The 22,170-nt window shown below is 74.7% G+C and carries 17 protein-coding genes and 1 riboswitch; of the genes, 8 read left to right on the forward strand and 9 right to left on the reverse strand.

The features are described 5' to 3' along the window. Positions 1 to 176: 176 nt before the first annotated feature. The 3 genes from gdhA to ACH5AR_RS02145 all read left to right on the forward strand — a co-directional run bounded on the left by gdhA (position 177) and on the right by ACH5AR_RS02145 (position 3,666). Positions 177 to 1,571 (forward strand): NADP-specific glutamate dehydrogenase, encoded by a 1,395-nt coding sequence (gene gdhA, locus ACH5AR_RS02135; protein ID WP_396299431.1) that lies wholly within the window; start codon positions 177 to 179, stop codon positions 1,569 to 1,571. Positions 1,572 to 1,692: 121 nt separating this feature from the next. After that, complete coding sequence (locus tag ACH5AR_RS02140) at positions 1,693 to 2,568, forward strand: GyrI-like domain-containing protein (RefSeq protein WP_396299432.1); 876 nt, start codon at positions 1,693 to 1,695, stop codon at positions 2,566 to 2,568. Positions 2,569 to 2,901: 333 nt separating this feature from the next. Next, positions 2,902 to 3,666, forward strand: coding sequence for a VOC family protein (locus ACH5AR_RS02145; RefSeq protein ID WP_396299433.1), 765 nt, complete (start codon positions 2,902 to 2,904; stop codon positions 3,664 to 3,666). Here the strand turns inward: ACH5AR_RS02145 and lnt are convergent. From lnt to ACH5AR_RS02160, 3 genes are all read right to left on the reverse strand, one after another. Beyond that, positions 3,642 to 5,240: an apolipoprotein N-acyltransferase gene (gene lnt, locus ACH5AR_RS02150; RefSeq protein WP_396299434.1), complete on the reverse strand. Its 1,599-nt coding sequence runs from the start codon at positions 5,238 to 5,240 to the stop codon at positions 3,642 to 3,644. The two genes, ACH5AR_RS02145 and lnt, sit on opposite strands and share 25 nt — an antisense overlap. A gap of 120 nt (positions 5,241 to 5,360) precedes the next feature. Continuing rightward, the gene (cobN, locus tag ACH5AR_RS02155) at positions 5,361 to 8,981 is read right to left on the reverse strand and encodes a cobaltochelatase subunit CobN (RefSeq protein ID WP_396299435.1); all 3,621 of its coding nucleotides are present in this window, start codon (positions 8,979 to 8,981) and stop codon (positions 5,361 to 5,363) included. Next, a complete protein-coding gene (locus tag ACH5AR_RS02160; protein WP_396299436.1) occupies positions 8,978 to 9,154 on the reverse strand; it encodes a hypothetical protein in 177 nt (58 codons plus the stop codon). Before ACH5AR_RS02160 ends, cobN begins: the two co-directional genes overlap by 4 nt. A 47-nt stretch (positions 9,155 to 9,201) precedes the next feature. Further along, positions 9,202 to 9,288, reverse strand: a riboswitch (cobalamin riboswitch). Between the two features lie 298 nt (positions 9,289 to 9,586). Here ACH5AR_RS02160 and ACH5AR_RS02165 point away from each other — a divergent pair. Genes ACH5AR_RS02165 through ACH5AR_RS02175 form a run of 3 tightly spaced genes read left to right on the forward strand, consistent with a single transcriptional unit; the run spans position 9,587 to position 13,028 of the window. Next, positions 9,587 to 10,891: a cobalamin biosynthesis protein CobG gene (locus ACH5AR_RS02165; protein WP_396299437.1), complete on the forward strand. Its 1,305-nt coding sequence runs from the start codon at positions 9,587 to 9,589 to the stop codon at positions 10,889 to 10,891. Next, complete coding sequence (locus tag ACH5AR_RS02170; protein ID WP_396299438.1) at positions 10,888 to 11,514, forward strand: precorrin-8X methylmutase; 627 nt, start codon at positions 10,888 to 10,890, stop codon at positions 11,512 to 11,514. The genes ACH5AR_RS02165 and ACH5AR_RS02170 overlap by 4 nt, the downstream gene beginning before the upstream one ends. Continuing rightward, positions 11,511 to 13,028, forward strand: a complete 1,518-nt coding sequence (locus ACH5AR_RS02175) for a precorrin-2 C(20)-methyltransferase (protein WP_396299439.1) — start codon at positions 11,511 to 11,513, stop codon at positions 13,026 to 13,028. Before ACH5AR_RS02170 ends, ACH5AR_RS02175 begins: the two co-directional genes overlap by 4 nt. 100 nt (positions 13,029 to 13,128) lie before the next feature. Here ACH5AR_RS02175 and ACH5AR_RS02180 read toward each other — a convergent pair whose 3' ends face one another. Next, positions 13,129 to 14,868 carry a TIGR03767 family metallophosphoesterase gene (locus ACH5AR_RS02180; protein WP_396299440.1) on the reverse strand — a complete coding sequence of 580 codons (1,740 nt, stop codon included), beginning with the start codon at positions 14,866 to 14,868 and terminating at the stop codon, positions 13,129 to 13,131. A 345-nt stretch (positions 14,869 to 15,213) separates the two neighbouring features. On the opposite strand from ACH5AR_RS02180, the gene ACH5AR_RS02185 reads away from it, so the two are divergent. After that, a complete protein-coding gene (locus ACH5AR_RS02185) occupies positions 15,214 to 16,416 on the forward strand; it encodes a cobalt-precorrin-5B (C(1))-methyltransferase (protein WP_396299441.1) in 1,203 nt (400 codons plus the stop codon). Between the two features lie 146 nt (positions 16,417 to 16,562). Continuing rightward, on the forward strand, positions 16,563 to 18,092 hold the full coding sequence (locus ACH5AR_RS02190) for a UDP-N-acetylglucosamine 1-carboxyvinyltransferase (protein ID WP_396299442.1): 1,530 nt from the start codon (positions 16,563 to 16,565) through the stop codon (positions 18,090 to 18,092). A gap of 25 nt (positions 18,093 to 18,117) precedes the next feature. Here ACH5AR_RS02190 and ACH5AR_RS02195 read toward each other — a convergent pair whose 3' ends face one another. From ACH5AR_RS02195 to cbiE, 5 genes are all read right to left on the reverse strand, one after another. Further along, positions 18,118 to 18,624, reverse strand: a complete 507-nt coding sequence (locus ACH5AR_RS02195; RefSeq protein ID WP_396299443.1) for a protein phosphatase — start codon at positions 18,622 to 18,624, stop codon at positions 18,118 to 18,120. 88 nt (positions 18,625 to 18,712) lie between these two features. Continuing rightward, positions 18,713 to 19,216, reverse strand: coding sequence for a DinB family protein (locus ACH5AR_RS02200; protein WP_396299444.1), 504 nt, complete (start codon positions 19,214 to 19,216; stop codon positions 18,713 to 18,715). 100 nt (positions 19,217 to 19,316) lie between these two features. Next, positions 19,317 to 20,066: a cobalt-precorrin-6A reductase gene (locus tag ACH5AR_RS02205; RefSeq protein WP_396299536.1), complete on the reverse strand. Its 750-nt coding sequence runs from the start codon at positions 20,064 to 20,066 to the stop codon at positions 19,317 to 19,319. Further along, positions 20,066 to 20,827: a precorrin-4 C(11)-methyltransferase gene (gene cobM / locus ACH5AR_RS02210; RefSeq protein WP_396299445.1), complete on the reverse strand. Its 762-nt coding sequence runs from the start codon at positions 20,825 to 20,827 to the stop codon at positions 20,066 to 20,068. The genes ACH5AR_RS02205 and cobM overlap by 1 nt, the downstream gene beginning before the upstream one ends. Then, a complete protein-coding gene (gene cbiE / locus ACH5AR_RS02215; RefSeq protein WP_396299446.1) occupies positions 20,824 to 22,149 on the reverse strand; it encodes a precorrin-6y C5,15-methyltransferase (decarboxylating) subunit CbiE in 1,326 nt (441 codons plus the stop codon). The genes cobM and cbiE overlap by 4 nt, the downstream gene beginning before the upstream one ends. Positions 22,150 to 22,170 lie beyond the last annotated feature (21 nt).

Raw genomic sequence — 22,170 nt, forward strand, 5'->3', positions numbered from 1 at the left:
GCGCAGCCGCACGACATCCCGTCAGCCCCGCCGGTGCCCGCCCGGGCTTCCAGCATGTGGATGCTCCGGAACCAGCGGTGTGGACACTGCGAGACTTGCCGCGTTTCCTGGGCACGTCCCTCAGGCCCGTCGGGACACCGCGCACGCCCATCGACGACCACGGAAGGGTCCTGAAGATGCCGACGACCCCCGCCACCCCCCACTCCTCCGCCCCCTCCTCGTTCGAAGCCGAGCAGCGCGCGATCGAGGCGCTCTACGCGGACGTGGTCCGCCGCAACCGGGGTGAGGACGAGTTCCACCAGGCCGTCCACGAGGTGCTGGAGACCCTGGCGCCGGTGCTCGCCCACCGCCCCGAACTCCTCGACGCCCGGATCATCGAGCGGATCTGCGAGCCCGAGCGGCAGCTGATGTTCCGGGTGCCGTGGACGGACGACGCCGGGGACATCCACGTCAACCGCGGCTTCCGGGTGGAGTTCAGCAGCGCCCTGGGCCCGTACAAGGGCGGGCTGCGCTTCCACCCCTCGGTGAACATCGGGATCGTCAAGTTCCTCGGCTTCGAGCAGATCTTCAAGAACGCGCTCACCGGCCTTCCCATCGGCGGCGGCAAGGGCGGCTCCGACTTCGACCCCAAGGGTCGGTCGAACGCCGAGATCATGCGGTTCTGCCAGTCCTTCATGACCGAGCTCTACCGCCACCTCGGCGAGTACACGGACGTGCCGGCCGGCGACATCGGCGTCGGCGGCCGGGAGATCGGCTACCTCTTCGGCCAGTACAAGCGCATCACCAACCGGTACGAGAGCGGCGTGCTCACCGGCAAGGGGCTCGGCTGGGGCGGCGCGCAGGTCCGCACCGAGGCCACCGGCTACGGCTGCGTCATGTTCACCTCCGAGATGCTGCACAGCCGCGGCGAGAGCCTGGACGGCCGCCGCGTGGTCGTCTCCGGGTCCGGCAACGTCGCGCTCTACGCGATCGAGAAGGCGCAGCAGCTCGGCGCGACCGTGCTCACCTGCTCCGACTCCTCCGGCTACGTGGTGGACGAGAAGGGCATCGACCTCGACCTGCTGAAGGAGGTCAAGGAGGTCCGGCGCGGGCGGGTGTCCGACTACGCCCGACTGCGCGGCGGCCACGTGCGGTTCGTGGAGGGCCCGGGCGTGTGGAGCGTGCCCTGTGACGTCGCGCTGCCCTGCGCCACCCAGAACGAGCTGCTCGAAGCCGACGCGCTGGCCCTGGTGCGCAACGGGGTGCTGGCCGTCGCCGAGGGCGCCAACATGCCCACCACCCCCGAGGCAGTGCGGGTGTTCCAGGAGGCCGGGGTGGCCTTCGGCCCGGGCAAGGCGGCGAACGCGGGCGGCGTCGCGACCAGCGCGCTGGAGATGCAGCAGAACGCCTCCCGCGACTCCTGGACCTTCGAGCACACCGAGGAGCGGCTGGCCGGGATCATGAAGCACATCCACGACTCCTGCTTCACCACCGCCGAGCGCTACGGCCAACCGGGCAACTACGTGGTGGGCGCGAACATCGCCGGCTTCGAGCTGGTCGCGGATGCGATGCTGGCCCAGGGCCTGATCTGATCCGTCGCGGGGGCGTGCCCGCTGCGGTCGGTGCCCGACCGCAGCGGGCACCGATTGTCGGGTCCGGCAGGGTGGGTCCTTCCTACGGTGGAGGCAAGGAAAAGGGAAGGACGGGGTCGGCGTGCTGGAGCACCTCAACCGGGCGTTGGACCGGATCGAGCAGGACCTGGACCGCGAGGTCGACGTGGCCGAGCTGGCGCGGATCGCGATGACGTCGGAGTACCACTTCCGGCGGCTGTTCTCGATGCTCGCCGGGATGCCGCTGTCGGAGTACGTCCGGCGCCGGCGGCTCACCGTCGCCGGGGCCGAAGTCCTGGACGGCGGGCGGACCTTGCTCGACGTCGCGGTGCGGTACGGGTACTCCTCGGGGGAAGCGTTCGCCCGGGCGTTCCGGGCCATGCACGGAGTCGGGCCGGGCGAGGCCCGGCGCGACGGTGCGGTGCTCGTCTCGCAGCCCCGGATGTCCTTCCGACTCGTCGTGGAGGGGAGCAGCAGTATGGAGTACCGGATCGTCGAGAAGCCGGAGTTCCGGATCGTCGGCCGCAAGGCCCGGGTCACCCTGGTCTACCTGGGGATCAACCCGGGGATCGCCGAGTTCGTCAGGGGGCTCGGCAAGGAGGAGGTCGAGCGGATCGCGGCCCTGTCCGGGGACGACCCGGCCGGGATCGTGTCGGTGAGCGACGACTTCTCGCCGAACCGCGAGGAGGGGTCAGAACTCGACTACTGGCACGCGGTGGTGGCGCGTGAGGGGGCCGCCGTCCCGGCGGACCTGGACGTGCTCGACGTCCCGGCCGGCACCTGGGCGGTGTTCACCAACACCGGGCCGTTCCCGCAGGCCCTCCAGGAGATGTGGGGCGACGTGGCCAGCCAGTGGTTCCCGTCCAACCCGTACGAGGCCCGGCCGGGCCCGGAGATCCTCCAGGTCCGGCCGGTCCCGGGGACGGGCGACGCCGGGGCGGAGCTGTGGATCCCGGTGGCCCGGGTCCCGCGGGGCTGACGGGCGGCGGGCTGACCGCCGGGGGCCGGCCGCCGAGGGCTGACCGCCGGGGGCCGGCCGCCGAGGGCCGGCGACTGACGCCCGGCAGGTAACGGATCACGGCCGACAGGTAACAGATCACGGCCGACAGAGAACAGATCACGGCCAACAGGTGACAGCTGACAGATTTCGAAATCTGTCAGCTGTCATCTGTCACCTGCTGCCCGCCCCCACCCCGTTCGGCCCACCACCGCCCGCCAAGCCCCGCCCGCGCCCCGCATGCTGGGGCAGGAGGTGCGGGGGCCGAGGCGCCGAGAACCGGGACTTCCCGAGCAAGCTGCGAGGACAGACGTCATGAAGCAGACCTCCGTGACCACCAACGCCCCCTGCTGGACCGAGCTGGGCACCTCCGACCCGGTCGCCGCCCGGGCGTTCTACACCGAGCTCTTCGGCTGGCAGGCGGACGACACGGCCCGCCCCGGCGAGGGCGACTACACCCAGATGCTGGTCCGCGGCCTCCCCGCCGCCGCCATCACCCCGCGCTACGCCCCGCAGCAGCCGATCGCCTGGACGGTCTGCATCGCGGTCGCCGACGCCGACGCCACGGCCGCCCGGGTCAAGGAGTCCGGCGGCCAGATCCGGAAGGACCCCACCGACGTCTTCGACTTCGGCCGCTTCTCGGTGGCCGCCGACCGCTCCGGCGCGGTGTTCATCCTCTGGCAGGCCCGCGCCTTCCGGGGCGCCGGGGTGTTCGACGAGCCCGGCGCGCTCGGCTGGGTGGAACTGCTCACCCGCGACCCGTCCGGCGCGCTCGCCTTCTACCCGGAGGTCTTCGGCTGGTCCGTCACCCCGTCCGAGCACTACCCCCAGTGGGGCCTGGACGGCCGGGACTTCGGCGGCATGCTGACGATGGACGACCGCTTCCCGCCCCAGGCGCCACCGCACTGGCTGCCGTACTTCGCGGCCGCCGACGTCGACAACACCGTCGGCCGGGCGGCGGCGCTCGGCGGGGACGTGCTGATGCCCCCCTCCGACGTGCCGGGCGGCCGCCGGATCGCCGTGCTGCACGATCCCCAGGGGGCCGCGTTCGGCGTCTACACCGCCGGCGCCGAGGGCTGACCGGCGCGCCGGAGGAGGCGCGAGCGGCGCCACCCGGCCACGGCCGCCCCCGCCGCCCCCGCGGTGGCCAGCAGCGCCCCCAGCGGTACCACGTCGCCGATCCGGTCGTACCAGGTCAGCGTCCCGGGCGCGGTGAGCGGCAGCCGGACGGTCAGCGCGCCGGTGCCGTCGGTGCCGATCCGGCCGAGCTCCCGGCCCTGGGCGTCGAAGGCGGCCGAGACCCCGGTCAGCGCGGCCTGCACGGCCGGCCGGCCGGTCTCGGCGGCCCGGATCGCGGCCAGCGAGACGTGCTGCTCGGGTGCCCAGGTGCCCTGGAACGTCGAGGTCGAGGACTGGTAGACGAGCACCCGGGCGCCCTCCCGGGCCGCGGTGCGGGCCATGTCGGGGAAGGCCGACTCGAAGCAGACCAGCGCCCCGACCGGCAGCGGCGCGCCCGCCCGGTCGGTGGCGGGCAGGACGTGGAAGGACGTGCCGGGCGCCCGGTTCTCGCCCGCGGCCCGGCTGACCCCGGCGATCCAGCCGAGCACCGGCCGCAGCGGGATGTACTCGCCGAACGGCACCAGCCGGATCTTGCGGTAGCGGTCCGCCACCCCGGCGGGGGAGACCAGCACCGCGTCCTTGGAGATCCGCCCGTCCGCCTTGCGCGCGTCCTCCCCGGCGACGACCTCGGCGCCGGTGGTCGTGGCGAGCCGGCGCAGCGTCTCCAGCGCGGCCGGGTCGCGGTCGAGGTCGGCGGTGGTGCTGCTCTCGCCCCACACGACCAGGTCCACCGGCTGCCCGACCAGCCCGGCCGTGATCCGCACGCTCGCCTCGAACCGGGCCTGCGGTTCCTCCACGATGCCGGGCTGGACCAGCGCCACCGTCGCGGCCCCCTCCCGGGCGGGCGCCTCGCGCAGCGCGAACAGCAGCGGGCCGGCGGCCAGCACCAGCACGACGGAGCCGGCCGCGACGGCCCGCGGCCGCCAGTGCACCGCGGTCAGCGCGACGAGCACCCCGGTGTTCACCGCCGCGACCGCCGCGCTGACCAGCCAGATCCCGCCGGCCGAGGCCAGCCCGAGGACCGCCGGGTGCTGCCACTGGGTGGCGCCGAGCAGCGCCCACGGCCCGCCGAGCGCGGGCCAGGAGCGCGCGTACTCGGTGGTCACCCAGACGGCCGGGACGAGCAGCAGCGCCAGGACCGCCCGACGGGCGGTCAGCCCCGGGTGCAGCAGCCGGTGCACGGTGTACCCGACGGCGCCCTGCAGCGCCCCGAAGAGCACCGCGATCACCGGCAGCCCCGGCCCGACGGACGGGACCAGCCAGTACATCGCGGCCAGGATGAACCCCGCGCCGAACCACCAGCCGCGCACCGCCGCCTCCCGGCCCGACGGCGCCCGCTGCATCAGCAGCAGCCCGGGGACGAGCGCGACCCATGCCAGCCAGGCCTGTCCGGGCGCGGGGAAGGCGAGCACCGGGACGGCTCCGGCCGCCAGCGCGCCGATCCGCGCGCGGTACCGGTGCGGCGCGTGCGGCTCCCGGGACTCGGGGGCGGCCGTGCTCGGGGCCGGGCTGGTGGGAGCGGAACGACGCGACATGCCCCGTATTGTCCGCTTGAAGGGCGTACACCACCAGTACGCCACCCGTCCCGCCACCCTCCGGACGGCGAACTGTGGACCGGGGGGCGGCCCCTCGCGGCGCCGCCCCCCGAGGGGGCCTCAGCCCTCGCCGCCCTCCAGGTCCCCCTCGGTCTCCAGGAACGCGGCCTGGAGCTGCTCGATCAGCTCCGGGTCCGGCTGCTCCCACAGCCCGCGGCTCGCCGCCTCCAGCAGCCGCTCGCTGATCCCGTGCAGCGCCCACGGGTTGGCGCCCGCGAGGAACTCCCGGTTGACGGGGTCGAGGACGTACTCCTGGGTCAGCTTCTCGTACATCCAGTCCGCTACCACGCCCGTGGTGGCGTCGTAGCCGAACAGGTAGTCCACCGTCGCGGCCATCTCGAAGGCGCCCTTGTAGCCGTGGCGGCGCATCGCCTCGATCCAGCGCGGGTTGACCACCCGGGCGCGGAAGACCCGGGCCGCCTCCTCGGTGAGGGTACGGGTGCGGACCGTCTCGGGGCGGGTCGAGTCGCCGATGTAGGCGGTCGGCGCCTTGCCGGTGAGGGCGCGCACGGTGGCCACCATGCCGCCGTGGTACTGGAAGTAGTCGTCCGAGTCGGCGATGTCGTGCTCGCGGGTGTCGGTGTTCTTCGCGGCGACGGTGATCCGCTTGTAGGCGGTCTCCATCTCCTCGCGGGCCGGGCGGCCGTCCAGCCCGCGGCCGTACGCGTAGCCGCCCCAGACCGTGTACACCTCGGCCAGGTCGGCGTCGGTGCGCCAGTCCCGGCTGTCGATCAGCTGGAGCAGGCCCGCGCCGTAGGTGCCCGGCCGGGAGCCGAAGACGCGGACGGTGGCCTTGCGCTCGTCGCCGTGCACGGCGAGGTCGGCCCGCACGTGGGCGCGGACGAAGTTGTCCGCGTCGGCCTCCTCCTGGGCGGCGGCCAGGCGCACCGCGTCGTCCAGCAGGGCGACCACGTGCGGGAAGGCGTCCCGGAAGAAGCCGGAGATGCGCAGCGTCACGTCGATGCGCGGGCGGCCCAGCTCCTCCAGCGGGATCGGCTCCAGGCCGGTGACCCGGCGCGAGGCGTCGTCCCAGACCGGGCGGACACCGAGCAGGGCGAAGGCCTCGGCGATGTCGTCGCCGGCGGTGCGCATCGCGCTGGTGCCCCAGAGCGAGAGCCCGACCGAGGGCGGGTAGGCGCCGTCGTTGTCCGAGCGGTAGCGCTCGACCAGCGAGGCGGCGAGCGCCTGGCCGGTCTCCCAGGCGAGCTTGCTGGGGACGGCCTTCGGGTCGACGGAGTAGAAGTTGCGGCCGGTCGGCAGCACGTTGACCAGGCCGCGCAGCGGCGAGCCGGAGGGGCCGGCCGGGACGAAGCCGCCCCGGAGCGCGTGCAGCACGGCGTCCAGCTCGTCGGTGGTGGCGGCCAGGCGCGGCACCACCTGGGTGGCGGCGAAGGTCAGCACCTCGCCGACGGCCTCGCGGACGGCCTCCGGCAGCCCGTCGGTGACCTTCTCCACCGCCTCGGGCGCCCAGCCCTGCGCCTCCATCGCCTCGACGAGGGCGCGGGCCCGCGCCTCGGCCGCGTCGGTGGCACCGAGGGTCAGCGCGGCCTCGTCCAGGCCGAGCGCCTCGCGCAGGCCGGGCAGGGCGCTGACGCCGCCCCAGATCTGCCGGGCGCGCAGGATGGCGAGCACGATGTTGACCCGGTCGGTGCCGACGGGCGCCTGGCCGAGGACGTGCAGGCCGTCGCGGATCTGGGCGTCCTTGACCTCGCAGAGCCAGCCGTCGACGTGCAGCAGGAAGTCGTCGAAGCCGTCGTCCTCGGGGCGCTCCGCCAGGCCGAGGTCGTGGTCGAGCTTGGCGGCCTGGATCAGCGTCCAGATCTGGGCCCTGATCGCCGGCAGCTTGGCCGGGTCCATCGCGGCGATGTTGGAGTGCTCGTCCAGCAGCTGCTCCAGGCGCGCGATGTCGCCGTAGGAGTCGGCGCGGGCCATCGGCGGGACGAGGTGGTCGACGAGCGTGGCGTGGGCGCGGCGCTTGGCCTGGGTGCCCTCGCCCGGGTCGTTGACCAGGAAGGGGTAGACCAGCGGCAGGTCGCCGAGGACGGCGTCCGGGCCGCACTCGGCGGACAGCGCCGCGGTCTTGCCGGGCAGCCACTCCAGGTTGCCGTGCTTGCCGAGGTGGATCACCGCGTGGGCGCCGAAGCCGCCGTCCTCCCGGGCGGCCTCGATCCAGCGGTAGGCGGCCAGGTAGTGGTGGCTCGGCGGGAGGTCGGGGTCGTGGTAGATGGCGACGGGGTTCTCGCCGAAGCCGCGCGGCGGCTGGATCAGCACGAGCAGGTTCCCGGAGCGGATCGCGGCCAGCACGATGTCGCCGTCCGGGTTCTGCGAGCGGTCGACGTACAGCTCGCCGGGTGCCGGGCCCCAGTGCTCCTCGACCTGCTCGCGCAGGCCCTGCGGGAGGGTGGCGTACCAGCGGCGGTAGTCGGTGGCGGGGATGCGCACCGGGTTGCGGGCGAGCTGGTCCTCGGTCAGCCAGTCCTGGTCGTAGCCGCCGGCGGCGATCAGGGCGTGGATGAGGGCGTCGCCCTCGTGGCCGTCCTCCTCCTCGAAGGCCGGCAGGTCGTTCCCGAGGTCCATGCCCTCGGCGCGCAGCCGCTCCAGCAGGCGCACCGCGCTGGCCGGGGTGTCCAGGCCGACGGCGTTGCCGACGCGGGCGTGCCTGGTCGGGTAGGCGGACAGCACCAGGGCGAGGCGGCGCTCGGCGGCCGGGACGTGCCGCAGCCGGGCGTGCTTGACGGCGGTGCCGGCGACACGGGCGGCGCGCTCCGGGTCGGCGGCGTAGACGGTGAGGCCGTCCTCGTCCAACTCCTTGAAGGAGAACGGGACGGTGATCAGGCGGCCGTCGAACTCCGGGACGGCGATCTGGGTGGCGGTGTCCAGCGGGGACAGGCCGTCGTCGCTGCCCTCCCACTGGGCGCGCGACCAGGTCAGGCAGAGCGCCTGGAGGATCGGACGGTCGAGCGCGGCCAGCGCGCCCGCGTCCCAGGCCTCCTCGTCCCCGCCGGCCTGGGCGTCGGCCGGGCGGGTGCCACCGGCGGCGAGCACGGTGGTGACGATCGCGTCGGCCTCGCCGAGCGCGGCCAGCAGTTCGGGCTCGGCGCCGCGCAGCGAGGCGCAGTAGTACGCCCGGGCCCGGGCGCCCTGGTCCTCGATCGCCCGGCAGAGCGTCTCCACGAAGGCGGTGTTGCCGCTCATGTGGTGGGCGCGGTAGTAGAGCACCGCGACGGTCGGGCCCTCGGTCGTCCGGGCTTCGCGCTCCAGCGGGCCCCAGGCCGGCGCGGAGGCGGGCGGGGCGAAGCCGTGGCCGGTCAGCAGCACGGTGTCGGAGAGGAACGCTCCCAGCTCGGCCAGGTTGGCCGCACCGCCGTGGGCCAGGTAGGCGTGCGCCTCGGCGGCGATGCCGGCCGGGACGGTGGACAGTTCCATCAGCTGGGCGTCGGGGGCCTGCTCACCCGTCAGCACCACCACCGGGCGGGGGCCGGCCAGCAGCGCGTCCAGGCCCTCCTGCCAGGCGCGGCGCCCGCCGAGCAGGCGGACCACGACGAGTTCGGTGCCCTCCAGCAGCGGGGGCAGGTCCTCGGGGGCGAGTCGGGCCGGGTTACCGAGCCGGTAGCGCACCGGGCCCTCGGAAGCACGGGCACTGAGCAGGTCGGTGTCGGACGTCGACAGCAGCAGGATCATGCGAAGGCCCTCCCGGCCTCGTCGGTGGCCGGGCAGGCCGGGATCTGGGCCGGGTCGGCCGGCGGGGCGGCCTGGGCGGCCGCGCGGTCGACCGGGGCGGTCGTGGCGGCGGCCCGGACAGCCGTGGCGGCGGCCGGGGACGCGGGCGCGGGCATGCGACAGCGCTGGAACATTTCTGCCTTCCTCGGGGTCCGCGCCCCGGGCCGGTGGAGGACGGCAGGAGTTCCTGGCTCCCGCGGTCGACCGGCGCTACCGGTGAACCGCGGTCACAGTGGCGGGACCGCACCGGGTTCGCACCGGTTTCCTCCCCTGCGCCGTCGCTGGCGTGCGGGCGGTCCGCGGGGACCGCCCGCCAGCATCGTACGGGGTACGGCTGACCTCGGGGAGGGTGAGCTTTCGGACTCCCGGCGCGAACGGCGTGCTCGGCGCCGGGATCCCGGGGCCGGGGCCGGGGTGCTGGGGTCGGGGTGCTGAGGTCGGGGTGCTGAGGTCGGGTGCCGGGTACGTGGGGCCGGGGCCTCGGCGCCGGGGTGCCGCCGGGAGCGGGCCCGGGTGTGATGCAGCGGACGGAGGCAAGCGATCGGATCATCTGTATGCTCGCCGCCATGCCACCGACACCCGACGCCACCGCGCCGGGCGCCGCAGGACCCGACCGGGAGGTGCCCGACCGGGGGCGTGCGGACGCCTGCCCCGGAGCGCTTCGTCTGCATGCGGCCGACGACGGCGCCCTCGCCCGGATCCGCCTGCCCGGAGGGTTTCTGACGGACCGTCAGGCGCTTGCGCTGGCCGGGGCGGCCGAGGCCCTCGGCGACGGCGAACTGGAGGTCACCTCGCGCGGCAACGTCCAGTTGCGCGGCCTGGCCCCGCACTGCGCGACCGAGCTCGCCGAGCGGCTGCGCGCCGTCGGACTGCTGCCCTCGGACACCCATGAGCGGGTCCGCAACGTCGTCGCCTCGCCGACGGCCGGTCTCGACACCGCCGACGGCGCCCCCGGATGCCCGGACGTGCACGCCTGGGTGCGGGAGTTGGACGCGCGGCTGTGCGCGAGCGACTGGGCGGCCGGGCTCTCCGGCAAGTTCCTGTTCGCGCTGGACGACGGCCGGGGAGACGTCGCCGCGCTCGACGCCGATGTGACATTGATCGCAAACCCGGACGGCACCCGACTGCTGCGCCTCGGGCGCGACGGGAGCGGGCACCCGGTCGAGGCCGGGCAGGAGGTCACGGCCGTGCTGGAGGCGGCCCGCTCCTTCCTGGCGGCCCTGCGGACGAGCGGGCGCAAGGCCTGGCACCTGCGCGAGGTCCCCGAACTGCTGCCGGCCGGCACGGTGCCGCTGCCCGCCTTCGCCGGCGCCGCGCCCGCCGTCGGCGCCCTGCCCGGGGGGCTCTCGGTGGGGCTGCGGTTCGGCCGGGCGAGCGCCGCACAGTGGCGGGCGCTGGTCGCCGCCTCGGCCGGTGAGCTGCGGCTGACGCCCTGGCGCGGGGCGGTGCTGCCAGGCGCCCCTGCCGAGCGGCTGCCCGCACTCGCCGCGGCCGGCTTCCGTACCGAGCCCGGCTCGGCCTGGGAGCGGGCCACCGCCTGTACCGGCCTGCCGGGCTGCGCCAAGTCGCTGGCCGACGTCCGTACGGACGCGGCCCGCGCGCTGGACGCCGTCGTCGGCGCCGGTGCCGCTGCTGCTGGTGCGCTGCCCGTCCACTGGTCGGGCTGTGAACGGCGCTGCGGCCACCCGGCCGGGCGGTGGGTGGACGTGCTCGCCACGGGGCACGGCTACCGCGTGGCGGTGACGGGGGCAGTGACGGGGGCGGGGGCGGGGGCGGCGGTCGGTGCGACGGGTGCCGGCGTGACGAGTGTCGACGTGACGAACGAGGAGATGGCCGAGGCGGTCGCCGAGGCCAGGAGGACCACGAAGTGATCGAGTACGAGAAGGACGGCGCGTCCATCTACCGCCAGTCCTTTGCCACCATCCGTGCGGAGGCCGATCTGGCCGCCCTCCCGGCGGACGTCTCCCAGGTCGCGGTGCGGATGATCCACGCCTGCGGGATGGTCGACCTGGTCGAGGACCTGGTGTACTCGCCCGGTGTGGTCGCCTCCGCGCGCGCCGCGCTGCACGCGGGCGCGCCCATCCTCTGCGACGTCAACATGGTCGCGAGCGGCGTCACCCGCAAGCGGCTGCCCGCCGACAACGAGGTGATCTGCACCCTCACCGACCCGTCGGTGCCCGAACTCGCCCGGAAGCTGGGCAACACCCGCAGCGCCGCGGCCATGGAGCTGTGGCTGCCCCGGCTGGAGGGCGCGGTGGTCGCCGTCGGCAACGCGCCGACCTCGCTGTTCCGGCTGCTGGAGATGATCGAGGCAGGCGCGCCGCGCCCGGCCGCGGTGATCGGCGTCCCGGTCGGCTTCATCGGCGCCGCCGAGTCCAAGCAGGCCCTGGCCGAGCACCCGTCCGGCCTGGAGCACCTGGTGGTGCGCGGCCGGCGCGGCGGCAGCGCGATCGCCGCAGCCGCCGTCAACGCGATTGCGAGCGAGGAAGAGTGACGGAGCATCAGGACAGTACCGGCCGGCTGTACGGTGTCGGGCTCGGCCCGGGCGACCCGTCGCTGGTGACCGTCCGCGCCGCCGAACTCATCGGCAAGGCCGATGTGGTGGCCTACCACAGCGCCCGGCACGGCCGGTCCATCGCGCGGTCGATCGCCGAGCGCTACCTGACGGGTGGTCAGATCGAGGAGAAGCTGGTCTACCCGCTCACCGTCGAGACCACCGACCACCCGGGCGGCTACCGCGGGGCGCTGGACGACTTCTACGAGGAGGCCGCCGCCCGGCTGGCCGCCCATCTGGACGCCGGGCGTGACGTCGTCGTCCTCGCCGAGGGCGACCCGCTCTTCTACGGCTCCTACCAGCACATGCACAAGCGGCTCGCGCACCGCTACCCGACCGAGGTGGTGCCGGGCGTCACCTCGCTCAGCGCGGCCGCGGCCCGGCTCGGGCAGCCGCTGACCGAGGCGGAGGAGACGCTCACCGTCATCCCCGGCACGCTGCCCGAGGAGGAGCTGACGGCCCGGATCGCGGCCGCCGACTCCGCCGTGATCATGAAGTTGGGGCGCACCTTCCCGACCGTCCGCCGGGCCCTGGAGCGGGCCGGACGGCTGGCGGACGCGCAGTACGTGGAGCGGGCCTTCATGCCGGGGGAGCGGGTCGCGCCGCTCGCCGAGGTCGAGAGCGACACCGTGCCGTACTTCTCGGTCGCGGTGCTGCCGAGCAAGGTCGCGCCGCTGGAGCCGGAGGTCCGGCTGTCGGACGGCGTCGGCTGCGTGACGGTGGTCGGCACCGGGCCGGCCGGGCCGCTCTGGCTGACGGCGGAGGCGCGCGGCGCCCTGGCCGAGGCCACCGACCTGGTCGGCTACACCACCTACCTGGACCGGGTGCCGGAGCGGCCCGGCCAGCGGCGGCACGGCTCGGACAACAAGGTGGAGTCGGAGCGCGCCGAGTTCGCGCTGGAGCTCGCCCGGCGCGGGCACCGGGTCGCAGTGGTCTCCTCGGGGGATCCGGGAGTGTTCGCGATGGCCACCGCCGTGCTGGAGGTCGCCTGCGAGGAGGCCTACCGGGACGTGCCGGTGCGGGTGCTCCCGGGGATGACTGCCGCCCACGCGGCCGCCTCCCGGGCCGGCGCCCCGCTCGGGCACGACTACGCGACGGTGTCGCTCTCGGACCGGCTCAAGCCGTGGGACGTGGTGGCCAAGCGCCTGCGGGCCGCGGCCGAGGCGGACCTGGTGCTCGCGCTGTACAACCCGGGGTCGAAGTCCCGGACCACCCAGGTCGGGCTCGCCCGGGACCTGCTGTTGGAGTACCGGGCGCCGCAGACCCCGGTGGTGATGGCCCGTGACGTCGGCGGACCGACCGAGCGGGTGCGGATCGTCCGGCTGGGCGAGCTGGACCCGGCGCTGGTCGACATGCGGACCATCCTGCTGATCGGCTCCTCGCAGACCAGGGCGGTCGAGCGGGGCGGCGGCGTGGAGGTCGTCTGGACGCCGCGGCGGTACCCGGAGGCGTGACGGGCGCCGGGTGACGCGTGAGGGGTGCCGGGCGCCGGGTGACAGCGAACAGATGATGAAATCTGTTCGCTGTCATCCGTCATCCGTCACTCGTCGTCCGTCACCTGGTCGGCTTGGTGATCAGCAGCTCGGTGTTGTGGTCCCCGCCCGTGCCCAGCAGCGCCGCCGGGCGGCCGTTCGGGTCGTTGTACGACAGCTCGCGGTACAGCGCCGCGAGGTTGGCGTCCGAGGTGCCGCCGAAGTCCGTCCCGTACGGCGCGGAGGACTCGATCAGCGTGGTGAACAGCGAGAGCGTGCCGTCCCCGTTGTCCGCGATCTCGATGATCCGCCCGTGCTGCGGGTAGTCGATGTGCGAGGCGGTGTTGATCTCCCAGAACGCCCGCTCCGGCACCGCGTGCCCGTGCGGCGTGATCTTGTTCATGTGGGTGTGCCCGTTCACCCACGCCACCACGTTCGGGTAGCGCTGGAGCAGCGCCACCAGCTCGTTGCCGTCGTGCCGTCCCTCGAAGATGTTGCGCGGGTCGGGCAGCAGGTTGCCCATCGTGCCGCTGGTGTGGTGGCTGAAGACGAGGACCAGCTCGTCCGCGCTGCCGCCCGTCACCCGGCGCCCGTCGGCGTCGTACCAGTGCCCGCTGTGCGCCTGCAACTGCTGCTCCAGCCAGCGCAGCTGCGCGGTGCCGAGCGAGCCGTCCGCGAACCCGGCCTGGTTGGTGGTGTCCAGGCTGATGCCGACCACCTTCTCCGAGATGCGGAAGGTGTAGTAGAGCTTGCCGCTGTTCGCCATGTCCGAGGTGAAGCCGTGCCCGTACGGGCCGGCGCCGGTGACGGTCGGGTTCAGGTGGGCCTTGGCGAACTCCTTGAGGGTGAACGGCCGGCGGCGCTCGTCCGGGGTGACCTTGCGCACCAGGTCCCCGTCGGCGAGCAGCTTCGCCAGCAGCAGCACGGCGCCCGCCGGGTCGCGGCGCAGCGAGTCCGCCAGCTGGGCGGCGGTGGCGTCGTCGCAGCCCTCCAGCTTGTACTGGCCGGTGTACAGGTCGTTCAGCAGTCCGAAGTCCGGCAGCGAGCCCTCGATGCTGTCGTCGTGGTTGCCGACCGTGGTGTACCAGGGCGTCCGCAGGCCCGGTGCGTCGAAGGGGCGGCCGGCGGCGTTCAGGAAGCCGGGTATCCGTGGGAAGCCCTTCGCCTTGTAGCCGTCGGTGTAGGAGAGTTCGGGGTTCCAGTAGGCGGCGTTGCCGGAGTTCTGCACCCCCTCGTAGCGGCTGGGGTCGCCGGTGTTCTGGGCCAGTCGGCCGCCGCCCATGACCGTGAGGTACCAGTCGAGTTCGGCGAGCTCGTGGTTGTCGGTGTTGTCGCCGGTGGCCATCACCATGCTGAACGGCATCCCGGTGTAGGGGCCGCCGGCGAGCGAGTTGACGCGCTCGACGAGGGCCGAGACACCGCGGGCGTTCAGGGCCTCCTGCGGCCGGTACGCGCTGCCGTTGAGCCTGGCCAGGTACTCGAAGCGCACCGGGGACTCGGTGTCCACCAGGTGCAGGTCGCTGAACTGGACGAAGCTGGCCAGACCGGTCCGGCGGTCGTCCCGCCCGGTGGCCGCCGGGGCCAGGTCGCCGCGCACCACCAGTGGCCAGCCCGGGCCGGCCGTCAGCCGCCGGTAGCCGGAGGTGCCGACCGGCGTGGCCACCTGCTCCAGCGTCGTCCCGGCGACGGTGACCGCCCGCGCGGCCGTCGCCGCCAGGGCCCGGTCGCGCGCCGCGGCGGAGGCGAACTGCGCGCCGCCCAGCGACAAGGCCGACCAGGCGGCGGCCACCGACGTACCGGTGAGGAACGTACGCCGACTCATCCCTGCCACAAAAACCCCCACATACTGATGGCCCGGCGGGGCAGTCGACCCCGGCCGGGCCCACGTGTGTCATGAACCCGCTTCTGGCGGACCGCCAGATTACTCACTGGTAGGCGTAGCGGGCGAGGCCCCTGCAGCGAACTCTTCGGGAACGCGGGGCGGCGTCCCCGCGTGGTTCGCGCACCGGATCCCGCACCCCAGCCCGCCCCGACCGGACCGCGCCCCGACCGGACCGCACCCCGACCGGGCCGCGCCCGGCGCGGTGGGGGAAAATCGGCGACGGCGTCCGGCGTGGGCGCCGCAGCGGAGCAGGGCGGCGCGGGCGCCGCCGGAAACGGGGCGCAGGTGGCCGCAGCGGGATCCGAGGCCGGAGCCGGAACGGGCGGCCGGGCCGGTCAGCTGAAGAGCAGCGGCCTGCGGCCCGGCTGGACGACGGGCGCCTGCGCCACCGCGGCCACCAAGGCCGCGTACACCGCGCTGCTCACCGGTGAGTTCCCGGACCCGGTGGTCGTCACCCTGCCCAAGGGGCAGCAGCCCGCGTTCGCCCTCGCGACGGACGAGCTGACCACGGCCGACACGGGGGCCGGCACCACGGAGGCCGGCGCACCGGAGACCGCCCCCGTGCGCCCGGTCGCCGCCATGGCCGGGGTGGTCAAGGACGCGGGCGACGACCCGGACGTCACCCACGGCGCGCTGATCCGCTCGACCGTGCGCCCCGGCGCCCCCGGCACCGGGGTGGTGTTCCGGGCCGGCCCCGGGGTGGGAACGGTCACCAAGGCCGGCCTGCCGCTGCCGGTCGGCGAGCCCGCGATCAACCCGGTGCCCCGGCAGATGATCCGGGAGGCCGTCGCCGAGGTGGCCGCCGCGCACGGCGGCAGCGGAGACGTGGTGGTCGAGATCTCCGTCGACCACGGCGAGGAGATCGCCCGCTCCACCTGGAACCCCCGGCTCGGCATCCTCGGCGGCCTGTCCGTCCTGGGCACGACCGGCGTGGTCGTCCCCTACTCCTGCTCGGCCTGGATCGACTCGATCCGCCGCGGGGTGGACGTGGCCCGGGCGGCGGGGCGCACCCACGTGGCCGGCTGCACCGGTTCGACCTCCGAGAAGGTCGCCGTCGCGGAGTACGGGCTGCCCGAGGACGCGCTGCTGGACATGGGCGACTTCGCCGGAGCCGTGCTCAAGTACCTCAGGCGCCACCCGGTGCCGCGGCTGACCATCGCGGGCGGCTTCGCCAAGCTGTCCAAGCTCGCGGCCGGCCACCTCGACCTGCACTCGGCGCGCTCCCAGGTGGACAGGGGGTACCTGGCCGGGCTGGCCCGCCGGGGAGGGGCGGACGAGGCGCTGGCCGGAGCGGTCGAGGGCGCCAACACCGCCCTGGAGGCCGTCCAGTTGTGCCGCGCGGCCGGGGTGCCGCTGGGGGACCTGGTCGCCGAGGCGGCCCGGGCGACGGCGCTGGGCGTGCTGGTGGGCTCGCCGGTCGCGGTGGACGTCATCTGCATCGACCGCGCGGGCACCGTCGTCGGCCGGGCGGAGCCGCTGGGGCCGTGACAATGTCACGAGTGTCACCGCCGTGCGACAACATCGCCTGGTGATGTGAAGAACTGACGGCCATACGGGGTGAGAAACGGACAAATGGAGCAGTGAGGCGGGCCCCCGTTCTGTCGCCATCTCAACCATGAGATATCGTCGGGCGAGTGACAGGCGACTATCTCTCCCGTATCGGCACCCTCATCCGTACCGCGCGCCAGAACCGCGGCTGGTCCCAGGCGCAGCTCGGCGAGGCCCTCGGAACCAGCCAGAGCGCGGTCAACCGCATCGAACAGGGCAAGCAGAACGTCAGCCTTGAGATGATCGCCCGCATCGGCGAAGCGCTCGACAGCGAGATCGTCTCCCTCGGCTACTCCGGCCCGATGCACCTGCGCGTCGCCGGCGGCACCCGGCTCTCCGGCGCGATCGACGTCCGCAGCAGCAAGAACGCCTGCGTGGCGATCCTCTGCGCCTCCCTGCTGACCACCGGCCGCACCACGATCCGCAGCGTCGCCCGGATCGAGGAGGTCTACCGCATCCTCGAGGTGCTCACCAGCATCGGCGTCAGGAGCCGCTGGATCAACGAGGGCCGGGACCTCGAACTCACCCCGCCCGCCGAGCTGGACCTCGCGGCGATGGACGTCGAGGCGGCCCGCCGCACCCGCAGCGTGCTGATGTTCCTCGGCCCGCTGATGCACCGCGCCCAGCGCTTCGCCATCCCGTACGCGGGTGGCTGCGACCTCGGCACCCGCACCGTGCAGCCGCACCTGACCGCGCTGCGCCGCTTCGGCCTGGAGGTCGCCACCACCGGCGGCGCCTACCACGCCTCGGTCGAGCCGGGCGCCCCGCAGGACCGGCCGATCGTCCTGACCGAGCGCGGGGACACCGTCACCGAGAACGCCCTGCTGGCCGCCGCGCGGCACGACGGCGTCAGCGTCATCCGCAACGCCTCGCCCAACTACATGGTCCAGGACCTCTGCTTCTTCCTGGAGAAGCTCGGCGTGCGGATCGAGGGCATCGGCACCACCACCCTCACCGTGCACGGCGTCCCGCAGATCACCTGCGACGTCGACTACACCCCGGCCGAGGACCCGGTGGAGGCGATGAGCCTGCTCGCCGCCGCCGTCGTCACCTCCTCCGAGCTGACCATCCGCCGGGTGCCGATCGAGTTCCTGGAGATCGAGCTCGCGGTGCTGGAGGGCATGGGCCTCGACTACGACCGCACCCCCGAGTACCCGGCGCACAACGGCCACACCCGGCTGGTGGACCTCACCGTGCGCCCCTCCAAGCTGACCGCGCCGATCGACACCATCCACCCGATGCCGTTCCCCGGCATCAACATCGACAACGTGCCGTTCTTCGCCGCCATCGCCGCGGCCGCGCACGGCACCACGATGATCCACGACTGGGTGTACGACAACCGCGCGATCTACCTGACCGAGCTGACCCGCCTCGGCGCCGACGTCAAGCTCCTGGACCCGCACCGCGTGCTGGTCCAGGGCCCCACCCGCTGGCGCGCCGCCGAGATGGTCTGCCCGCCGGCCCTGCGCCCGGCCGTGGTCATCCTGCTCGCGATGCTCGCCGCCCAGGGCACCTCCGTGCTGCGCAACGTCTACGTCATCAACCGCGGCTACGAGGACCTCGCCGAGCGCCTCAACTCCGTCGGCGCCCGGATCGAGACCTTCCGCGACATCTGACGGCCCGCCGCGCCGCCGGCCGGCCTCACCCGTCGAGGCCGGTCAGCAGCACGGCCACGTCCAACCCGGTGTTCAGATAGTCCACGAACACCGGGTTGTTCAGCGCCCAGGGCGACCGCCGCTCCCGGACCAGGCGGACGGCCTCCTCGCACCCGTGGCCGAGGCCGGCCAGGGCCTGTACGGCCACCAGACCCGAGCGGTTGTACCCGGACCGGCAGCGCACCAGCACCCGCCGGCCCCGGCGGACGGCGGCAGCGGTGAGCTCGGCCGCCTCCTGCACCGCCAGCAGTTGGCCAGGGGTCAGCGGGGCGTCGGGCACCTCCCGGACGACGTGCTCCACCCCGGGGGCCGGCCCGTGCCCGGGGCGCGTGAACAGACTGACCACCAGGTCGAACTCGCCCCGCACGACGGCGGGTTGCGGCTCGCCGCCGAGCGGGGTGAAGTGGTGCCCGCCCATCCAGAGCCCGGGGACGATCCCGCTCCAGGGCTCGGAGGGATCGGGGGCGTCGTGTTCCCTCCGGCGCGTCCGCACGTCCTGGCCGCTCCTGTCGCTCTGTTCGGGGCCTGCTTCGGTGGCTGTGCGGGGCCTGCTTCGGTGGCTGTCCGGGGCCTGCTTCGGGCTATTCGCCCGTGGTGCCGTCGAGGTGTTCGCGCAGGAGGTCGGCGTGGCCGTTGTGGCGGGCGTACTCCTCGATCATGTGGGTGAGGATCCAGCGGAGCGAGAAGACCTCTTCGCCGTACCGGCCCAGCACGTCCAACGACTCCGCGGCGGCGACGAGTTCCCTGGCGTGGTCGCACTCGGCGCGCCAGGTCGAGAAGGCCTCGTCGGGGTCTGCGGCGGCGGCGTCGAACTCGGCGAGGGAGCCGTCGGGGTGCTTCCAGAAGCCCGGCGCGCCCTCGTCGTCGAGGACGTTGCGGAACCAGCTGCGCTCCACCTCGGCGAGGTGGCGGACCAGCCCGAGCAGGGAGAGCCCGGAGGGCTCCAGCACACGGGCGCGCAGCTGCTCCGCGGTGAGGCCCGCGCACTTCATCGCCAGGGTGGCGCGCTGGTGGTCCAGGAAGGCCGCCAGGGTGGTGCGTTCGTCGGCAGTACGGGGGGTCACGGGGCGCTGGTCGTCGCTCATCGGGCCATCCTGCCCGCCCTCGGCCGGGCCCGCCCGTGATTTTTCGGACAGCGTCCGGCGGGCGGGCCGTGGTGCCCCGTGGCGGCGAGGGCCGGTCGTCCTACCGCAGTCGCTCCAGCCAGCGCAGGGCGCCCGGGACGTCGGGCGTGAGGGGGACACCCTCCGGTACGGGCGGGCGCTCCACGATGACGACCGGCAGGCGCAGGCCGCGGGCGGCGGTGAGCTTGGCGGAGGTCGCGGCGCCGCCGCTGTCCTTGGTGACCAGGAGGTCGATTCGGTGCTCGCGCAGCAGCGCCTCCTCGCCGGGGACGGTGAACGGGCCGCGGTCCAGCAGGACTTCGCACGAGGGCGGCAGCGGCGGCTCGGGCGGGTCCACCGAGCGGGCGAGGAAGTGGACCCCGTCGAGGTGGGCGAAGGCGGCGACGCCCTGCCGGCCGATGGTGAGGAAGACCCGTTCCCCGCGCCCGGGCAGCAGGTCGGCCGCCGCGGCGAGCGAGGGCACGGGCAGCCAGCGGTCGCCCTCGACACGGGTGAAGCCAGGGCGGCGCAGCACCAGCAGCGGGACGCCGGTGGCCGCGGCCGCCAGGGCGGCGTTGCGCGAGATGCCGGCGGCGAACGGGTGGGTGGCGTCCACCACGGCGTCCACCCGTTCCGCGCGCAGCCAGTCGGCGAGGCCCTCCGGCCCGCCGAAGCCGCCGATCCGGACCTGCCCGGCGGGCAGCCGGGGTCGGGCGACCCGGCCGGCCAGCGAGCTGGTGACCCGCAGCGCGGTCGGGGCGAGCTCGGCGGCCAGGGCCCGCCCCTCGGTGGTGCCGCCGAGGATCAGGACGTGCCGCGCCAGGTCCCGCATCACGCCCCGCAGGGCTCGTGCGGCCGCTCGCGGTCCGCCGAGTAGAGGTGGCTGTCGCGGAACTGGTCGGCGGCCAGGGTGCGGCCGACGATGATGACGGCGGTGCGGACCACGCCCGCCGCCTTGACCTGCTCGGCGATGTCGCCGACGGTGCCGCGCAGCACCAGCTCGTCGGGGCGGCTGGCCATCGCGACCACGGCGGCCGGGCAGTCGGCGCCGTAGTGCGGGAGCAGCTGCTCGACCACGTCGTCCACGTACCCGGCGGCCAGGTGCAGCACCAGCAGGGCGCCGCTGCGGCCGAGGGTGGCGAGGTCCTCGCCCTCGGGCATCGGGGTGGCGCGCTTGGCGATCCGGGTGAGGATGACGGTCTGGCCGACGGTCGGGACGGTCAGCTCCCGCTTCAGCGCGGCCGCGGCGGCGGCGAAGGCGGGCACGCCGGGGACGACCTCGTACGGCACGCCGGCCGCGTCCAGCCGGCGCATCTGCTCGGCGACGGCGGAGAAGACCGACGGGTCGCCGGAGTGCAGCCGGGCCACGTCCTGGCCGGCCTCGTGCGCGGCGACCAGCTCGGCGGTGATCTGGTCCAGGGTGAGCTGCGCGGTGTCGACCAGCCGGGCACCGGGCGGGCACTCGTCCAGCAGCTCGCGCGGGACCAGGCTGCCCGCGTACAGGCAGACCTCGGCACGGGCCAGGATGCGCTGGCCGCGCAGGGTGATCAGGTCGGCGGCGCCCGGGCCGGCTCCGATGAAGTGGACGGTCACGAGGCGTTCTCCTGAGGGGTGTCGGATGTACTGGGGGTGCCGGTGCCGGTACGGGGCTTCGTACCCGGGCCGGCCGCGGCGGCGGCGGGCTTGACGGCGGACCACTGGGTGACCGGCATGGCCTGGCGCCACCCGGTGAAGCCGCCCACCGGGACGGCGTGGGCGACGGCGATCCTGAAGAGCTCCCCGCCGTGGCGCCGGTACCACTCGGTGAGCAGCGCCTCGGACTCCAGGGTCACCGTGTTGGCGACGAGCCGGCCGCCGGGGCGCAGCGCGTCCCAGCACTGCTCCAGCAGGCCGGGCGCGGTGAGGCCCCCGCCGACGAACACCGCGTCGGGGGTGGGGAGTCCGGCGAGCGCGTCGGGTGCGGGGCCGGTCACCACGCGGAGTCCGGGCACGCCGAGGGCGGCGGCGTTGCGGGCGATCCGCTCGGCCCGCGCCGGATCGCGCTCGATGCTGACGGCCCGGCAGTCGCGGTGGGCGCGCAGCCACTCGACGGCGATCGAGCCGGAGCCGCCGCCGACGTCCCAGAGCAGTTCGCCGGGGGAGGGGGCCAGCGTGGCCAGGGTCGCGGCGCGCACGTGGCGCTTGGTGAGCTGGCCGTCGCTCTCGTACGCGGCGTCGGGCAGGCCGGGGACGAGCGAGGTGCGGGGGCCGTCGCCGAGGTCGACGGCGACGACGTTCAGCGGGTCGCCGGGCGGGTGCGGCCAGCCGTCGGCGGGGCCCTCCAGGTGGCGTTCGGCCGGGGCGCCGAGCTGTTCGAGCACCCGCAGGCGGGCGCCGCCGTAGCCGCGGGCGGTGAGCAGGGCGGCGACGGCGGCCGGGGTGGCGGCGTCGGCGCTGAGCACCAGCAGGCGGCGGCCGGGATGCAGGGCGAGGGCGAGGGTGTCCAGCGGTCGGCCGACCAGGCTGACGACCTCGGTGGCCTCCAGCGGCCAGCCGAGCCGGGCGCAGGCGTGGGAGACGGACGAGGGGTGCGGCAGGACGCGCAGCCGCTCGGCGCCGACGATCTCGGCGAGGGTGCGGCCGATGCCGTAGAACATCGGGTCGCCGCTGGCCAGGACGGCGATGCGGCGGCCGGCGTGGGCGGCGAGCAGCCCGGGGACGGCGGGGCGCAGCGGGGACGGCCAGCGGACGCGCTCGGCGGCGACCTCCTCGCGGGGGAGCAGGTCCAGCTGGCGGGGGCCGCCGACGACGACCTCGGCCTCCCGCAGCGCGGCCCGGGAGCCGGTGGCGAGGCCGGGCCAGCCGTCGGCCCCGATTCCGACGACGGTGATCGGGGGTGGCTGCTCGGGCACCGGGTGGCTCCTCGTCGTTCGCATGGCCGATGGGTAGGAAATGCA

The organism is Kitasatospora sp. NPDC018619 (genome assembly GCF_044391605.1).
In the GTDB taxonomy this organism is placed as follows: Bacteria; Actinomycetota; Actinomycetes; order Streptomycetales; family Streptomycetaceae; genus Kitasatospora.

Excerpts from the sequence above, each read along its gene's own strand:
- ACH5AR_RS02145 (WP_396299433.1), top strand. The coding sequence starts at position 2,902 with ATGAAGCAGACCTCCGTGACCACCAACGCCCCCTGCTGGACCGAGCTG.
- ACH5AR_RS02160 (WP_396299436.1), bottom strand. The coding sequence starts at position 9,154 with ATGTTCCAGCGCTGTCGCATGCCCGCGCCCGCGTCCCCGGCCGCCGCC.
- lnt (WP_396299434.1), bottom strand. The coding sequence starts at position 5,240 with ATGTCGCGTCGTTCCGCTCCCACCAGCCCGGCCCCGAGCACGGCCGCC.
- gdhA (WP_396299431.1), top strand. The coding sequence starts at position 177 with ATGCCGACGACCCCCGCCACCCCCCACTCCTCCGCCCCCTCCTCGTTC.
- ACH5AR_RS02205 (WP_396299536.1), bottom strand. The coding sequence starts at position 20,066 with ATGCGGGACCTGGCGCGGCACGTCCTGATCCTCGGCGGCACCACCGAG.
- cbiE (WP_396299446.1), bottom strand. The coding sequence starts at position 22,149 with ATGCGAACGACGAGGAGCCACCCGGTGCCCGAGCAGCCACCCCCGATC.
- ACH5AR_RS02200 (WP_396299444.1), bottom strand. The coding sequence starts at position 19,216 with ATGAGCGACGACCAGCGCCCCGTGACCCCCCGTACTGCCGACGAACGC.
- cobN (WP_396299435.1), bottom strand. The coding sequence starts at position 8,981 with ATGATCCTGCTGCTGTCGACGTCCGACACCGACCTGCTCAGTGCCCGT.
- ACH5AR_RS02180 (WP_396299440.1), bottom strand. The coding sequence starts at position 14,868 with ATGAGTCGGCGTACGTTCCTCACCGGTACGTCGGTGGCCGCCGCCTGG.
- ACH5AR_RS02165 (WP_396299437.1), top strand. The coding sequence starts at position 9,587 with ATGCCACCGACACCCGACGCCACCGCGCCGGGCGCCGCAGGACCCGAC.